This window comes from Kitasatospora sp. NPDC057542, assembly GCF_042801945.1.
In the GTDB taxonomy this organism is placed as follows: domain Bacteria; phylum Actinomycetota; class Actinomycetes; order Streptomycetales; family Streptomycetaceae; genus Kitasatospora.
This window is the reverse complement of record NZ_JBHVFE010000267.1, coordinates 1-12,246: the sequence shown is the minus strand read 5'-3', so window position 1 is coordinate 12,246 and position 12,246 is coordinate 1. Positions and strand designations below refer to the sequence as shown.

The 12,246-nt window shown below is 70.1% G+C and carries 13 protein-coding genes and 3 pseudogenes; 4 read left to right on the top strand and 12 right to left on the bottom strand.

From position 1 onward, the window contains the following. Window positions 1-584 precede the first annotated feature (584 nt). From ACFU7Y_RS28190 to ACFU7Y_RS28170, 5 genes and pseudogenes are all read right to left on the bottom strand, one after another. Window positions 585-845, bottom strand: a pseudogene (locus ACFU7Y_RS28190) (PadR family transcriptional regulator); the annotation flags it as partial. Window positions 846-1,073: 228 nt separating this feature from the next. After that, a complete protein-coding gene (locus tag ACFU7Y_RS28185) occupies window positions 1,074-2,234 on the bottom strand; it encodes a PH domain-containing protein (protein WP_380770057.1) in 1,161 nt (386 codons plus the stop codon). Between the two features lie 119 nt (window positions 2,235-2,353). After that, window positions 2,354-2,950 (bottom strand): PH domain-containing protein, encoded by a 597-nt coding sequence (locus tag ACFU7Y_RS28180; RefSeq protein WP_380770056.1) that lies wholly within the window; start codon window positions 2,948-2,950, stop codon window positions 2,354-2,356. Between the two features lie 347 nt (window positions 2,951-3,297). Beyond that, the gene (locus ACFU7Y_RS28175; RefSeq protein ID WP_380770055.1) at window positions 3,298-3,864 is read right to left on the bottom strand and encodes a DUF523 domain-containing protein; all 567 of its coding nucleotides are present in this window, start codon (window positions 3,862-3,864) and stop codon (window positions 3,298-3,300) included. A 10-nt stretch (window positions 3,865-3,874) separates the two neighbouring features. After that, entirely contained in the window at window positions 3,875-5,110 is a 1,236-nt protein-coding gene (locus tag ACFU7Y_RS28170) for an RNA-guided endonuclease InsQ/TnpB family protein (protein WP_380770058.1), read from the bottom strand. Between the two features lie 25 nt (window positions 5,111-5,135). Here ACFU7Y_RS28170 and tnpA point away from each other — a divergent pair, with 25 nt between their 5' ends. Then, entirely contained in the window at window positions 5,136-5,567 is a 432-nt protein-coding gene (tnpA, locus tag ACFU7Y_RS28165) for an IS200/IS605 family transposase (protein ID WP_380770054.1), read from the top strand. Window positions 5,568-5,663: 96 nt separating this feature from the next. Here tnpA and ACFU7Y_RS28160 read toward each other — a convergent pair whose 3' ends face one another. The 4 genes and pseudogenes from ACFU7Y_RS28160 to ACFU7Y_RS28145 form a co-directional block, all read right to left on the bottom strand. Next, window positions 5,664-6,704 carry an MFS transporter gene (locus ACFU7Y_RS28160; protein WP_380770053.1) on the bottom strand — a complete coding sequence of 347 codons (1,041 nt, stop codon included), beginning with the start codon at window positions 6,702-6,704 and terminating at the stop codon, window positions 5,664-5,666. Next, window positions 6,650-7,288 (bottom strand): GNAT family N-acetyltransferase, encoded by a 639-nt coding sequence (locus ACFU7Y_RS28155; protein WP_380770052.1) that lies wholly within the window; start codon window positions 7,286-7,288, stop codon window positions 6,650-6,652. Before ACFU7Y_RS28155 ends, ACFU7Y_RS28160 begins: the two co-directional genes overlap by 55 nt. Next, window positions 7,285-7,437, bottom strand: a pseudogene (locus ACFU7Y_RS28150) (TetR family transcriptional regulator); the annotation flags it as partial. The pseudogene ACFU7Y_RS28150 and the gene ACFU7Y_RS28155, both read right to left, overlap by 4 nt. Window positions 7,438-7,775: 338 nt before the next feature. Beyond that, window positions 7,776-8,468: an aspartate/glutamate racemase family protein gene (locus ACFU7Y_RS28145; RefSeq protein WP_380770051.1), complete on the bottom strand. Its 693-nt coding sequence runs from the start codon at window positions 8,466-8,468 to the stop codon at window positions 7,776-7,778. 96 nt (window positions 8,469-8,564) lie between these two features. On the opposite strand from ACFU7Y_RS28145, the gene ACFU7Y_RS28140 reads away from it, so the two are divergent. Together ACFU7Y_RS28140 and ACFU7Y_RS28135 are read left to right on the top strand one after the other, a co-directional pair. Further along, window positions 8,565-9,485 (top strand): LysR family transcriptional regulator, encoded by a 921-nt coding sequence (locus ACFU7Y_RS28140; RefSeq protein WP_224283237.1) that lies wholly within the window; start codon window positions 8,565-8,567, stop codon window positions 9,483-9,485. Window positions 9,486-9,872: 387 nt separating this feature from the next. Beyond that, the gene (locus ACFU7Y_RS28135) at window positions 9,873-10,283 is read left to right on the top strand and encodes a hypothetical protein (RefSeq protein WP_224283236.1); all 411 of its coding nucleotides are present in this window, start codon (window positions 9,873-9,875) and stop codon (window positions 10,281-10,283) included. A gap of 337 nt (window positions 10,284-10,620) precedes the next feature. Here ACFU7Y_RS28135 and ACFU7Y_RS28130 read toward each other — a convergent pair. Together ACFU7Y_RS28130 and ACFU7Y_RS28125 are read right to left on the bottom strand one after the other, a co-directional pair. Continuing rightward, a pseudogene (locus ACFU7Y_RS28130) lies at window positions 10,621-10,886 on the bottom strand (hypothetical protein). 258 nt (window positions 10,887-11,144) lie between these two features. Next, a complete protein-coding gene (locus tag ACFU7Y_RS28125; RefSeq protein ID WP_224283235.1) occupies window positions 11,145-11,318 on the bottom strand; it encodes a hypothetical protein in 174 nt (57 codons plus the stop codon). 151 nt (window positions 11,319-11,469) lie between these two features. On the opposite strand from ACFU7Y_RS28125, the gene ACFU7Y_RS28120 reads away from it, so the two are divergent. Further along, a complete protein-coding gene (locus ACFU7Y_RS28120; protein ID WP_380770050.1) occupies window positions 11,470-11,937 on the top strand; it encodes a cupin domain-containing protein in 468 nt (155 codons plus the stop codon). A 36-nt stretch (window positions 11,938-11,973) separates the two neighbouring features. Here ACFU7Y_RS28120 and ACFU7Y_RS28115 read toward each other — a convergent pair. Continuing rightward, on the bottom strand, window positions 11,974-12,246 hold a 273-nt coding region (locus ACFU7Y_RS28115; RefSeq protein WP_380770048.1), incomplete at its 5' end, for a hypothetical protein.

Here is a 12,246-nt window from a genome sequence, read left to right as displayed (position 1 = left end):
GTGGTCAGGTCGCGCTGGGAGTCGGCGGCGGCCAGCCCGGTGGCGATGCCGGCCGCGCCGAGGGCGACGATGCCCGCGAAGACGTTCAGGCCGAGGCGGACCAGGCTGCTCTCGGACTCGTAGCCGCGTTCGATCTTGAGCAGGTCGCGGCGCTCGCTGAGCTTGGCCAGCGCGCCGTCGGCCTTCTGCTGGGCGCCGTCGGAGGGCGCCGCGGCGGGCAGCCAGACGGAGCCGGTCGGGGTGGTGGAGAAGCCGAGCCGGGCCGCGGTGGCCGGGCTGATCACGGCCTGGGCCGGGGAGGCCAGCGAGGGCTCGGCAAGGACGGCGTCCACGGCGATCTCGGTGTAGACCGGCTTGCTCCGTGCGGCGACCGCGCCCTCCGCGACGACCGGGGCGCTGTACGGGAACGTGACCTTGCCGTCCTTGAGGTAGCGGGCGTGGAAGACCACGGCCTTGCCGGCCGCGAGGGAGTGGCCGGCGCCCTGGTCGGTGACGCCATAGAGGTTGCGCAGCAGGTTGGCGTCGTCGGCGGTCAGCGGGCTGTAGGTGCTGCTGTAGCGGTGGTCGACCTCGCAGCGCTTGTCGGTCCGGGGCACCGGGGTGTCGAACCAGGTCCGCAGTTCCTCCCGGCCGGCGTCGGTGGCGGCGTAGAACTGGTGGCCCTCGTCGTCCTCCCCCGCCGGCTCGACCAGCCCGTCGCGCTCAAGCCGCGACAGCGTGGTGCAGACCTGCCCGACGTTGAGCGGCCAGGTGGCGCCGGCGCGCGCCTCGAACTCGGTGCGCAGCTGGTAGCCGTAGCGCGGGCCCTGGTCGAGCAGGGCGAGCAGACCGTGACGGATGGACATACCGAGTATGTATACCCGGTATGTCGTACCGCCTCAAACCGCGCCCCCTCCCCCGGCGACCGGGTACCGTCGTGCGGTCCAGCGCGACCGGCAGCAGCAGCGAGGCGGCGCTCGGTCGGGAAGTCGTGGAAGGCCAGCAGTTCGTCCATGTCGTCGGCGCCCTCGGACGGGTCCAGCCGGACGTGCCGGCGACGCCGGCAGGGCCCTGCCGAGGCGACGAGCTCAGCCTCAGCATCCGCTACAGCACGGCCCACTTCGGCTTGGTCTCTGAGCACTACTGGCTTGGGTTTGGAGGAAGGTGCGAGCTTCGCCCAGGTCACGGAAGCGGGCGGAGACGCGCACCGGGCCGGTGGTGGAGTGGAGGTGCAGCCTTGCCAGTCCCAGCAGTCGCGTCAGTGGGTTCTGCGTCAGCGCAAGGCTCTGCGGCTTCGTATGAGGGATGATCATCGTCCGGCGGACGATCAGGCCCCGGCGGCTGACCACCACCTGTGCGTCCAGCCCAAGGCCCGACCGAGCCGCCCAGAACGGTGCGAGGAAGCAAGCCCGCCGCGGTGGCGGGGTAAGGGCGACCGCGTCCAGGTCCAGCCCCGGCCACAGCCGGCCCAGCAGGGCCAGCGCCTGCGCGCGTGGCGCGACCGGCAGCAGCAGCGAGCCACCGGCCGCGTCCTGCCCGGCCACGTTCATCCGCACCCGGACCCAGCCCATTCGGCGCCACAGCAGCGGCTCGTCGATCCGCAGCGCTTGCACCCGACCGGGTAGGACCGTCTCATGCCTGTACTCCAACAGCCCCGCGCTGATCCGCATCCCGTCCGGGGACTCGGCGAGGGTGAAGGAGTACTCCGCCGCGAACCGTTTGAGAACGGTCGCCGACAGCACCGTCGCCAACGACAGCGCGACGGCGAACACCTCAGCCCATGTGCGTGCCGTCACCAGCGGCACCACGGTGGCAACCGCCGCGATCAGCCACCCCCACGTCGACAGACTCAGCGCGATCGACCCGAGCAGCCGTCGCCCCGACAACGCGTAGAGCACCTGCTGCTGGGCCTGGCCCGCCTCTGGCGCCAGGCTCGCCCCGCGGGCGAGCAGCTCGGTGCGGAACGCGACCGCCTGCCCCACACCCAGGTACTCCAGCGTCGACCGCGCCTTCTCGCCGGTCGCCATGTCAAACCTCAGGACGGCCAGCCCGAGCAGTCGGGCTGCGAGCGGCCGGATCACCTCAATGGCCTGCACCCGGTCCAGCCGGATGTCGCGGCTACGCCGGAAGACGATCCCGCGCTCGACCCGTAGCTGCGCGCCTTCCACCCGGTAGCGGGTGAAGCGCCAGGACAGGAAGCCGTAGCCGAACGCGAGCGGGACCAGCACCAGCAGTGCCCAGCCCACCCGGTTCACGGTCAGACCGTATGTCAGGTGGCGGGCGCCGTAGGCGAGTACCACGATCAGCCCCCAGCCGCGCAGGAACGGCGTGAGCGGGTGCAGTCTCCGCCAACCCTCCCGTTCCCCCGTTCCCATCACAGTCCCGCCTGCCGGGCCTCGCCGCGCTCGGCCAGGGCGTCACGCAGCCGTGCCGCCTCGGCGGGCAGCAGGCCGGGGATCCGCGCGTCGCTGAAGAGCGAAGCGGTATGCAGCTGGACCGACGCGATACCGAAAGCCCGATCCAGTGGGCCGGCCTTGACGTCCACGGCCTGCATCCGGCCGTACGGCACCACCAGCTGTCGCCGCCACCAGTAGCCGCGCGTCAGCAGCAGGTCGTCCTCGCGTTCAGCAAAGCGCCAACTGGCCCAGTTCCGGCCGACCAGCCACCAGCCCCAACCGGTCAGCGTCACGGGCAGCAAGGCGAACAACGACCAGCCGCCGCCTAGGAACACGGCGAGCAGCGTAGCGGTAATGGCCGTCAGTAGCGCTCCCGCCACCAGCACAAGGGTTCGCCGCAGGCGGCGCAGGCCACCGGGAAGGCGCGCCCAGTGCAGGTTTGCGGATTCAAAAGGGGCGGTATCCGTGCCCGTCACCCCGATCTCCGCGGGCCGGTCAGACAGTGGGCGAGTCTCCTGCGTGAGCGGGGAGGCCGGGCCGAGGTCCAGGTTCACAACAAACATCTCATTCAGCATCAGTTCGTATCGGAGGCAATCGGCGTCATCGTCGTGCGCGCGCCCGGAAACAGGCGGACGTATTGGCACTAGGCCCAGCCGATGGCCGCGTTCTGGGATTGCCTGCTGTAGTTCACGGCAACGCCGACCTACATACCAGGCAACGGCAGTCCCCGATGCCCTGCGACACCAGCACGAGAAGGGCCCCAATGGCGGCGATAGTTGCAGGGAAGGCCCGTAGCTGGCCGGAGGTGGCGTGTAGTTGAACGATGAATATGTACAGGATCACCGACATCTCACCCATGCGCAAAGTCTTGGTCAAATCAAAGTAATATCAAGTCCAATATCTTGCGCTTGTGTACAAGCTGTCACATGGTGCGTGAGACATTAGACCTTCTGGCCATCTTGAACGGCCCTCCCCGGCGTGACACCGATTTTGCGGACCCGTTCAGAGCGCGGCGCGCACGTGGATTCCATGACGACGCAGCAAGACGGCCGTCACACCGCCGCTTGGGCGCAGAACTCCGTCGAATGAGCCGGTCGTAGATCTCTCCGCAGCCGCAGGAAGGGCTGCGGGCCGTCAACGCGGCCTCGGTGCAGCCGCTATGGCCAGCGGTGGCCAGCGCCTGGTGGGCACCGTCGACGAACTCATCGGTGACATCAGTGCCGACCGGCTGGCGTACTACATCGCTGCCCGCCGGGCTTCTCAGGCACCCGTTGGGGTCTTCTCGGCCGCTGCGGGCATCGCCTTCGCCACTGCGCCGGTCCGGCGCGCCGTCGCTGTGCGACGGCCCAGCATCACGTGCCCAAGCGCTGCGGCCGTGCCGCAGACCCCACAGGCCCCCCACAGCACGGCGGATCCGGCGTGTTGCAGCAGCATGCCGCCGGCTGCCGGGCCGAGGAAGGAGGCGAGTGACCAGGAGAGTGTTTGACATCCTCACCCGCCTAAAGGCGAGTGATTCCCGCCTGTCGCACCGTTGCCCGGTACGGCTTCGGGTGGGTTCCTGCTTCACCGCGCTGCGCCGGAACACGTTCCGGTCTCACCTGCGCTCCACAGGCCGGCACCGCCAGTCCGGCGGCCTTGGCGACGTTGACCGCCGCGTTGACATCCCGGTCCAGGACAGCCTCGCACGCCCCGCACGTCCACTCCCGGACATCGAGGGGTTTGGGGCCGTCCTTGACGCCGCAGTTCGAACACACCTGTGAGGTCGGCTCGAAGCGGCCTATCCGGTGGAAGGCACGCCCGTATCGCACGGCCTTGTACTCCAACATGGCCACGAACGCCGACCACCCGGCGTCGTGCACGGACTTGGCCAGGCGGGTGCGGGCGAGTCCCTTCACCGCCAGGTCCTCCACCGCGACCGCTTGGCTCTCGCGGACCAACTCGGTGGAGAGCCGGTGATGGAACTCGCGCCGCGCATCGGCCACCCGGCCATGCACACGGGCGACCCTGATACGGGCCTTGTCCCGGTTCTTGGACCCCTTCGCCTTTCGGCTCAGGGCCCGCTGTGCGCGCTTCAACTTCTTCTCGGCGCGGCGCAGGAACTTCGGGCTGTCGATCTTCCGGCCGTCCGAGAGCACCGCGAAGTGCGTGAGCCCGAGGTCGATCCCCACGGTGGCGTCAGCCTCGGGCATCCGCTCAAGGTCGGCGGCCGGGTCGGTCTCGACCACGAAGGAGGCGAAGTACCGCCCGGCGGCGTCCTTGACCACGGTCACCGTGGACGGCACCGACGGCAGCGACCGCGACCACTTCACCCGTACGTCGCCGATCTTCGGCAGGCGCAGCTTCCCGCCACCGGTGATTCTCCATCCGGCGTTGGCGGTGAAGCGGATCGCCTGCCGGCTGTCCCTGCGGGACTTGAACCGGGGCGCTCCCGTCTTCGGCCGCTTGCCCTTGATACCGTCGAAGAAGTTCCGGTATGCGGTCTCCAGGTCCCGCAACGACTGTTGCAGGACCACCGACGACACCTCGCCGAGCCAGGCACGCTCGGGGGTCTTCTTCGAAGCCGTCAGCCGCCTGGAAAGCTCCGCCGACGTGACGAACGGCAGCCCGGCAGCACGGGCGTCCTCACGGACGCGGGGCGCGTCGTTGAAAACCACCCGGGCACACCCGAACGACCTTGCCAGCGACGCACACTGACCGGCACTCGGATAAACGCGGAAGGCGTACCGAAGCTGCACGATGCTCACCGTAGCATCCTGGTTCATGTCACCACGCTGGAATCCGAACCCAGACGTGCGCACCGGCCGTCACGTCATCCACCACCTGCACGTCCACTTGGTTTTCGTCACCAAGTACCGGCGCAGGGCCTTCACCGACGCCATGCTGACCCGCTGCGAAGAGATCACGCAGGACGTGTGTACGGACTTCGAAGCCGAGTTGAAGCAGTTCAACGGCAAGCAGGATCACGTACACCTACTGGTGCACCACCCGCCCAAAGTCAAGCTCTCCAAGCCGGCCAACAGCCTCAAAGGCGTCAGCTCCCGCAGGCCCCGACAGGAGTACGACAGCCACGTCCGCCGCTACCTGTGGGGCGGCCGCTTCCGGTCCGGCTCCTACTTCGCGGGCTCATGCGGTGGCGCGCCACTCACCGTCGTACGCCAATACATCGAGAGTCAGCAACGCCCGACCACCTGACCCCCGCCCCGCAGGCGCAGAGAACTCCGGCGCTCCGCGCCTCCGAGACAAGGACGGCCTTCACCTCCGGCGTAAACACCGGAGCACTGGCCAAGATCAGAGGTAGACGCCCTGGTAGCGGCCGCGGGCGTGGGTCGGCGCGAGCTCGGCGACCAGGCCCATCATGGTCGGCGCGTTCAGGATCTCGCCGACCGTCCAGACCGCCACCGAGAGCGCGAACAGCCACGCGGACGACCCGGCCAGCGCCGCCAGCCCGAAACCCCAGCCGGTGAACAGACAGCTGGCGATCAGCAGGCCGGTCCGGGAGCGGCCCTCCATCCAGCGGGTGAGCGGAAGCTGCAGCACCACGATCAGCACCCCGTTCAGGCCGATGACCAGCCCGTACTCGGCCGCCGTGATGCCCGAGGCTCCCATGTCGACGGCCAGTGTGGTGGTGCCCTGGTGGAAGATCAGGGCGAACAGCAGGTTGAGCCCGACGACCGCCATGAACGGTGCGTCCCGGAACACGGTGCCGAGGCCGGCCGCCGGTTCGGCGGCGCCCTGCACCGCGGCCCCCGCCGGCGCCTGCGGCCTGGTCTCCGGGATGCGGACGAAGATCACCACGGCGCAGACCAGAGTGGAGAGCGCGTCCAGCAGGAAGAGCGTGAGGTAGCCGTGAGTGGCGATCAGGCCGGCCGCGGCGGCCGCGAGGCCGAAGCCGATGTTGTTCGCCCAGTAGTTCAGCGAGTACGCGCGGACCCGGTCCTCGGCCGGCACCAGGTCGGCGATGATCGCCGAAGTGGCCGGCCGGGTGGCGTTGCTGCAGAGCCCGACCAGGAAGGCCACTGCGGCGATCGCCACCTGGCCGGCGGCGAAGCCGAGGACGGCGGTGAACAGCGCGGTGCCGAGCTGGGCGGCGAGCAGGGTCGGGCGGCGCCCGATCCGGTCGGTCAGCACCCCGGCGCCGATGGCCGCGATCGCCGAGCCCAGGCCGAACAGTGAGGCCACCAAGCCCGCGTAGGAGGCCGAGTAACCGCGCTCGGCGGTCAGGTAGAGCGCCAGGAAGGTGACCACGAAGGTGCCGAGCTTGTTCACCAGCGTGCTCACCCAGAGCCACCAGAACTGCTTCGGCAGCCCGCCCACCGTCTCGTGCAGCATCTTTCGGGCTGGACGGCGGCCGGAGGCCATGCCTGCTTCGGCCTCGGGGCAGGAAGGGGCCAGGTGCTTGCCTGCGGCGCTCTGCGTAGCGTATGCGGATTCCTCGGCACTGCCGTCGTGCGCCGGGCACGGGAGCGGCTTGGCGTAGCAGCGGTCGAGCTGCTGTCCTGGTAGGGCGGGTTGTTGGGGATGGGGGTGTAGCCGGCGCGGGTGTAGAGAGCGATGGCCTCGGGCTGGTGGACTCCGGCTTCCAGGCGGATCTCGGGGTGTCCGAGAGCGGCAGCGGTGCGTTCGGCCTCGGCGAGCAGTCGGGTGGCGATGCCGTGTCCGCGGGCGTCGGGTGTGACGTACAGGCGCGTGAGCTCGGCCGCGCCGTCGGGGAACGGCTGGATCGCGCAGCAGCCGACGGGCCGACCGTCGGCCTCGGCCAGCAGGAAGCGGATGTCGGGGTGGAGGTGGGCGCCGCCGGTGCCGGGCTCGTCGGGGTAGCGCGCGGTGAGGTCGGCGTCGAGGTCGCGGACCAGCTGCAGGACTCTCGGGTCGTCGGGTGCGGCCTGGGTGATGGTCAGGGCGTGGATGGTCACAGGCTGCGGTGTCTTTCGAGGATGAGGTCCAGCTGGGTTCGCAGGACGCGCCGTTGGAGGTCCGGCGGGTAGGCGTCTGGGTCGGTCACGGCGTTGAGGGCCAGGCCGTCCAGGCAGGCGACCCACGCAAGAACCCGTGATGGCCGGTCCGACGGTGTCCGCCCTGTCCAGCCAGGCCTTGTCGACCTTGCGGCCGGCGATGTCCATCGGCAGCGTGATGTTCTCCAGCGCCGTCAGCGTGGGCAGCAGGTTGAACGTCTGGAAGATGAAGCCGATCTTGTCCCGGCGGAGCTTGGTCAGCTGCTTGACCTTCAGCCCACCAGCTCCGTCTCGCCGATCACCGACGAGCCGGTGGTTGCCCGCCGTATCGGGGGGCCCGGACACGGCGCCAGGCGCTGTTCGCCATCCGGCTTTTGACCGGCGAGCAGAAAGACGAGTTCGGTCCCGACGCCGCTCTGGTGCAGGTGGTGTCGCTGGGCACCGTGTCTTATGGGGCCAGAGCCAGTTCAACGGCATGTTCGATGTGCAGGCGGGTGGTGTCGAAGAGCGGCACCCGGCTGTCGGCCGGGCCGATCAGCAGCGGGATCTCGGTACAACCGAGGATCACGCCCTCGGCCCCCCGTTCGGCGAGGGCGTCGACGATCCGCTTGAACTCCTGCCGCGAGGAGTCCTGAATCCGCCCTCGGGTCAGTTCGTGGTAGATGACGTCGTGGACGAGTACACGGTCAGGCGCGTGCGGGACGATGACCTCGATCCCGCACTCCGCCATCCGGGCCCGGTAGAACTCGCCCTCCATCGTGAACCGCGTGCCCAGCAAGCCAACGGTGCGCATGCCGGCCGCCTCGATCCGCTGCACCGTCGCATCGATGATGTCCACGAACGGGATCCGGATCGCGGCGGCGATCTCGTCCGCCACGCGATGCATCGTGTTGGTGCACAACACGACCAGCTCCGCCCCGGCCCGCTCCAGACTCACCGCGGCCCCGGCGAGCCGCTGGGCCGCACCCTGCCAGTCGTCGGCCCGCTGCATCGCCTCGATCTCGGCGAAATCCACGGTGACCATCACGCTCGGCGCGCAATGGTGCCCGCCCAGCCGCTCCCGGGTGAGCCCGTTGAGCAGCCGGTAGTACTCCGCCGAGGACTCCCAGCTCATCCCGCCGATCAATCCGATGCTCCGCACGTGTCCTCCTGATCTCCGAGGCTCCAGAGTGCTTCGCACCCGGCACTCGCGGTAGCCCCGTCTTCCTTGCCCGACCCCCAAGAGATACTTGGGGCTATGGACCCTCACCGCCTGCTGATCTTCCGCGAGGTCGCCCGCACCGAATCGATCGCGGCGGCGGCCCGCAAACTCGGCTGGACCCAGCCCGCCGTCAGCCAGCACCTGCGCCAGCTCGAACGGCAGGCGGGCCTCCCGCTCGTGGTCCGCCACTCCCGCGGCATCAGGCTCACCGAGGCCGGCACCACGCTGCTGCGCCACGCCGACGCCATCGCCACCCGCCTGCACGCGGCCGGAGACGACATGGCCGCACTCGCCGACCTCAGCGCCGGCACCGTACGCCTGACAGCCTTCCCCTCCGCCTGCGCCACCCTCGTGCCGACCGCCATGACGGACCTGGCACGCCACCACCCCGGACTCGAAGTCCGCCTGACCGAGTGCGAACCACCCGAGGCCGCCCGTCTGGTAACCATCGGAGACGCCGACCTCGCCGTGCTCTTCTCCCACGACAACCGGCCACCCGAGCACGGCCCCGACCTCCAGCAGATCCCGCTCGCCCACGACCCGGTGCGCCTGGTCGTCCCCACCGGACACTCCGCAGCGACCGCCACCGAGCCCCTCACCTGCCTGACATCAACCCCGTGGATCGCCGGCTGCCCGAGCTGCGCCGCCCACCTCACCCGCACCTGCGAGGCCGCCGGCTTCACCCCCGACATCCGGCACAGCACCGACGACTACGTCGTCATCCAGAACCTGGTGGCCCGCGACCTGGGCGTCGCCCTCCTGCCGCAACTCGCCCTCGACGCCTACCGCCACCCCGACGTGCAGGTACTCCCACTCGGGACCACCGCCCGGGCCCTGTACCTGCTGTGCCACCGTGAAACGCTCCAGATCCCCGCCATCACGCAGACCACCCGAGCCCTTCAGCAGGCAGCAATCGCACGCGACACGCTCAGCAGCCAAGACACACCACCCACGTAGCGGGTTCTCGGATCACGGGTCATCGGCGGTAGGAGGTTGCGGCCGCCAGCAGGAGTGCCGGGCGAGAAGGCCGCCGGCCAGGGCCAGGGCGGCATAGCTGGTAGCGGCGACCATGACGCCGAGACCAGACGCTCGGCCGACCGCCGACCGGGCCGAGCCTCCTGGGCCTGGTCCTGCACGGCCGGCGCGTCCCGACCGGCGACACCTCCTCACCGCCGGCGGCATCACACCCCAACCCGTTTCGCGGATCCTCATCACGTGTGCACGGGTGTCTGTTAAAATCGCGGCTCGCGCGGACGCGTGGGGGACCGTGTACGGGGGAGCGGAGCGAGATCCATGAGCGTGCCCACTGAAGTCTCACAGTTTCGTCTGGGCCACCGAGCGAGCATGACCCGCACCGAGGGGGTGCGTAGCACGACCTATCGGTCGCAGTGGCGCCTGTTCCCGCTCGGCGCGAGTCGGCGCCCGGAGGCAGGGGCCGTCGTCCTCGACGTAGTCTGCGGAGACTGCCGCGTCCCCATCAGGGTCGTGCTGGAATCCGAGCCGACCGCCGCGCAGAAGCAGCGGACCCGCAGCACGCTCGGCTGGCTCCTGCTCGCGGCGGGGATCGGCCTTGTTGTCATCGCTTGCCTCATCGGCGGCGGCGGCGCCGGTGCCGGTCTGGCAGGCGTGACCGGCTTGCTGGCCGTAGCCACCAGCTTCGGCGTACGCAACGGGGCAAAGACCTATCCGGGCGTCCGCCTGGACCGCAACCAGCCCGCCACCACGAACACCCCGCACCGGATCTTCGTCCGCTGACACCGCCGGACGATGACAGGGCCTGCTCGATGCCACCCGGGTGTCAACGCTGCGTCGCGCACCCGTGGGACGGACCGTCGTCCCCAGGCGGTGTCGCGGCCGGAGCGGCCGGCCTGACGTGACCCTGGCCGGATGCTCGGCACGGTGCTCGCGAACGCCGGCTCCGGGCTGACCGTCGCCGTGCTGCTGTTCCTGGCCCAGCGCGTCGAGGCCGTCGGGCACTCATGCCTCGGTCGGGGACCGGTCCGCTGCCCGCTCGGGGGTTCGGGCGCGGACCGGCCCTCCCAGTGTGTGCGGGCGGGCACCGCAGTGCCGCTGGGGTTGGTCCGGGGCGGTGTCAGAGCGCGTCCCCTTGCCAGTCCCATCGGTGTGGGCCCGTAGGCCGGGGTTCGTAGTGGGCGCGGCCGCCTGCGCCGTAGGCGCCGATCTCGGTGGGGAGTGTGGCACCGTCGGCGAGCTGGTCGGCGTCCCAGCCGGTGACGTCCAAGAGGAGGCCGTCGAGCGAGCCGCCGACGAGCTCGCGGTACTCGTGCCCCGGTTGGGGGCCGGGTCGTCGTGGTCGGCGCCGTAGACCCGGCCCCGCAGCAACGCCTCGTCGTCCATGGCGCCCAGCATCCCAGCCGCCACCGACACCCCGGGGGCGATCGGGCGGTGCGGTTCACCACCAGGCCGGTTCGACGTCGGCGGCCAGGCCGTCGTCCTGGCCCTGGTCTCGGCTGTGTGGTCGCGTACGGGGTGCCACTCGGTGCCGATGGCGGCCGCGGTGGTGAAGGCGGTCTCGTCTCCGGCGTTCGGTGTACCGGTCTGCGGTGCGCTCGTCGTCCCGGCCGCTGTGGAGGGCCTGCTGGATGTTCTCCAGGGTCATCCCGGCCGCCTGGCGGCGGGGACGGCGTGCTGCCCGTCCCCGAAGCCCTGGCCCGGCTGGTTCCCGCCCGCGGCCTGGCCCGGGGAGAGACCGCCGGGGTGGACGACATGGGCCTGCTCCTGGTCCTGGCCGGCGCCGCCGCCAGAGCTCGCGAGTTGGGCCTGGAGCATGCCGGGTGGATCGGCCGGGTCGGTCTCCCGCAGGCCGGGCGGCCGGCTCTGGTAAAGGCCGACGCCGATCGACGGCGGGCCTGCCTGACAGGGAAGAGATGGGTGCGGTGGGAGTGTCCTGGTGCTCTCGTCACAGGGAAAGGTGCGTGCCGTGGACGTCGTTCTCGTTCCGGCGGGTGGTGGCGAGGTGCTTGCCGGCTTGACCGGGATGCGCATTCTGGAGGACGGCTCGCACACCGGGCACCGGGTGGGGGTCATGGTTGGCCGTCTGCCGCCGAACAGCGGCGGGCCGCCTCAGCACATCCACCGTCAGCACTCCGAGACGTTCTACGTCCTGTCCGGGACGATGCGCTTCACGTCCGCCGGCGAGCACGCTGACGTGACTGCCGGAGGAACGGTGACCGCGCCGATCGGTGTTCCCCACACCTTTTCGAACCCTGACCCCACCGAGTGGGCAGCCTTCATCTGCACGGTGGCTCCGGACCTCTACATCGGCTACCTCCGCGACCTGTCCACCCTGATCGCGCAGCATGGCAGCCTGGACCAGGTGGAGGAGAACGCCATCCTTGAGGTGATGGCCCGCTATTCGACCGAGCCGTACCTGCCGCCGGGGCCATAAGCAACCACAGCCCCGGACTGGAACGGGTGCGCGCTCTCATGCAAGCAAGCAGCACTCCCCCACGCCTGTGGAACGCCCTGGCAGACTCACCATCAGCGCGGGGTGGACGCGCATCACGGCGTTGCGGCCGTTCAACCGCTGCGGCCGGTATCGCTCCCAGGCGTTGGCGAGCTTCGACCAGGTCATGCCGAGCCCGTCCAACCCGCTGACCCGAGCCGCACCGACCAGGCCCTGGCCGCCCAGGTGGCGCTGACGGGCGAGCCAGGAGATCAGCTCCGCGTGCTTCGTCCTGTCGGTGGGGTCGAGATG

Bases quoted from the DNA above. Each gene is read 5' to 3' on its own strand.
- ACFU7Y_RS28180 (WP_380770056.1), bottom strand. From the start codon at position 2,950: ATGCTGAATGAGATGTTTGTTGTGAACCTGGACCTCGGCCCGGCCTCC.
- ACFU7Y_RS28175 (WP_380770055.1), bottom strand. From the start codon at position 3,864: ATGTCAAACACTCTCCTGGTCACTCGCCTCCTTCCTCGGCCCGGCAGC.
- tnpA (WP_380770054.1), top strand. From the start codon at position 5,136: ATGTCACCACGCTGGAATCCGAACCCAGACGTGCGCACCGGCCGTCAC.
- ACFU7Y_RS28160 (WP_380770053.1), bottom strand. From the start codon at position 6,704: ATGCTGCACGAGACGGTGGGCGGGCTGCCGAAGCAGTTCTGGTGGCTC.
- ACFU7Y_RS28140 (WP_224283237.1), top strand. From the start codon at position 8,565: ATGGACCCTCACCGCCTGCTGATCTTCCGCGAGGTCGCCCGCACCGAA.
- ACFU7Y_RS28135 (WP_224283236.1), top strand. From the start codon at position 9,873: ATGACCCGCACCGAGGGGGTGCGTAGCACGACCTATCGGTCGCAGTGG.
- ACFU7Y_RS28125 (WP_224283235.1), bottom strand. From the start codon at position 11,318: ATGCTCCAGGCCCAACTCGCGAGCTCTGGCGGCGGCGCCGGCCAGGAC.